This is a genomic window from Streptococcus sp. M334 (genome assembly GCF_000187745.1).
Taxonomy (GTDB): Bacteria; Bacillota; Bacilli; order Lactobacillales; family Streptococcaceae; genus Streptococcus.
In genome coordinates this window covers 1-516 of the sequence record NZ_GL732486.1, presented here as the reverse complement: position 1 = coordinate 516, position 516 = coordinate 1, and the positions used below count along the sequence as shown (strand labels likewise).

Below are 516 nucleotides of genomic sequence, written 5' to 3'. Positions count from 1 at the left end.
CCATCTACTGCTTTGTTTGTCGGTGTTACTTTACCTGATGTTAATCCATCTTTCACTCGTGGAGCTGGGTCTTGGTCATTTGGAATACCGTCGCCATCAATATCATCATCTGATACGTCTGGTGTGCCGTCGCCATCTAAGTCTCGTTGGACCACTACTGGAATGGTTTCGTTGATTTTTTCATTTCCTTTTGTGATGACTACTGGAATATTGACTGTTTGTTCTGTGTCATCGCCATTCCATGTTAAGCCTGTTGGTGTTCCTGTAACTTTGCCGCTTGTTCCATCAATTGTTAAACCATTTGTTGGTGTTGGTGTTACCGTTGTTCCTGGTTTATTTGGATTGATGACTTTTTCATTGCTTGTATATGGTTGTCCATCTACTGCTGGGTTTGTCGGTGTTACTTTTCCTGATGTTAATCCATCTTTCACTCGTGGAGCTGGGTCTTGGTCATTTGGAATACCGTCGCCATCAATATCATCATCTGATACGTCTGGTTTGCCGTCGCCATCTAAG

The 516-nt window shown here is 43.0% G+C and carries 1 protein-coding gene; it reads right to left on the bottom strand.

Annotated elements, in window-relative coordinates; translation table 11 throughout:
- On the bottom strand, positions 1 to 516 hold a 516-nt coding region (locus HMPREF0851_RS0103560; RefSeq protein ID WP_000641541.1), incomplete at both ends, for a thrombospondin type 3 repeat-containing protein.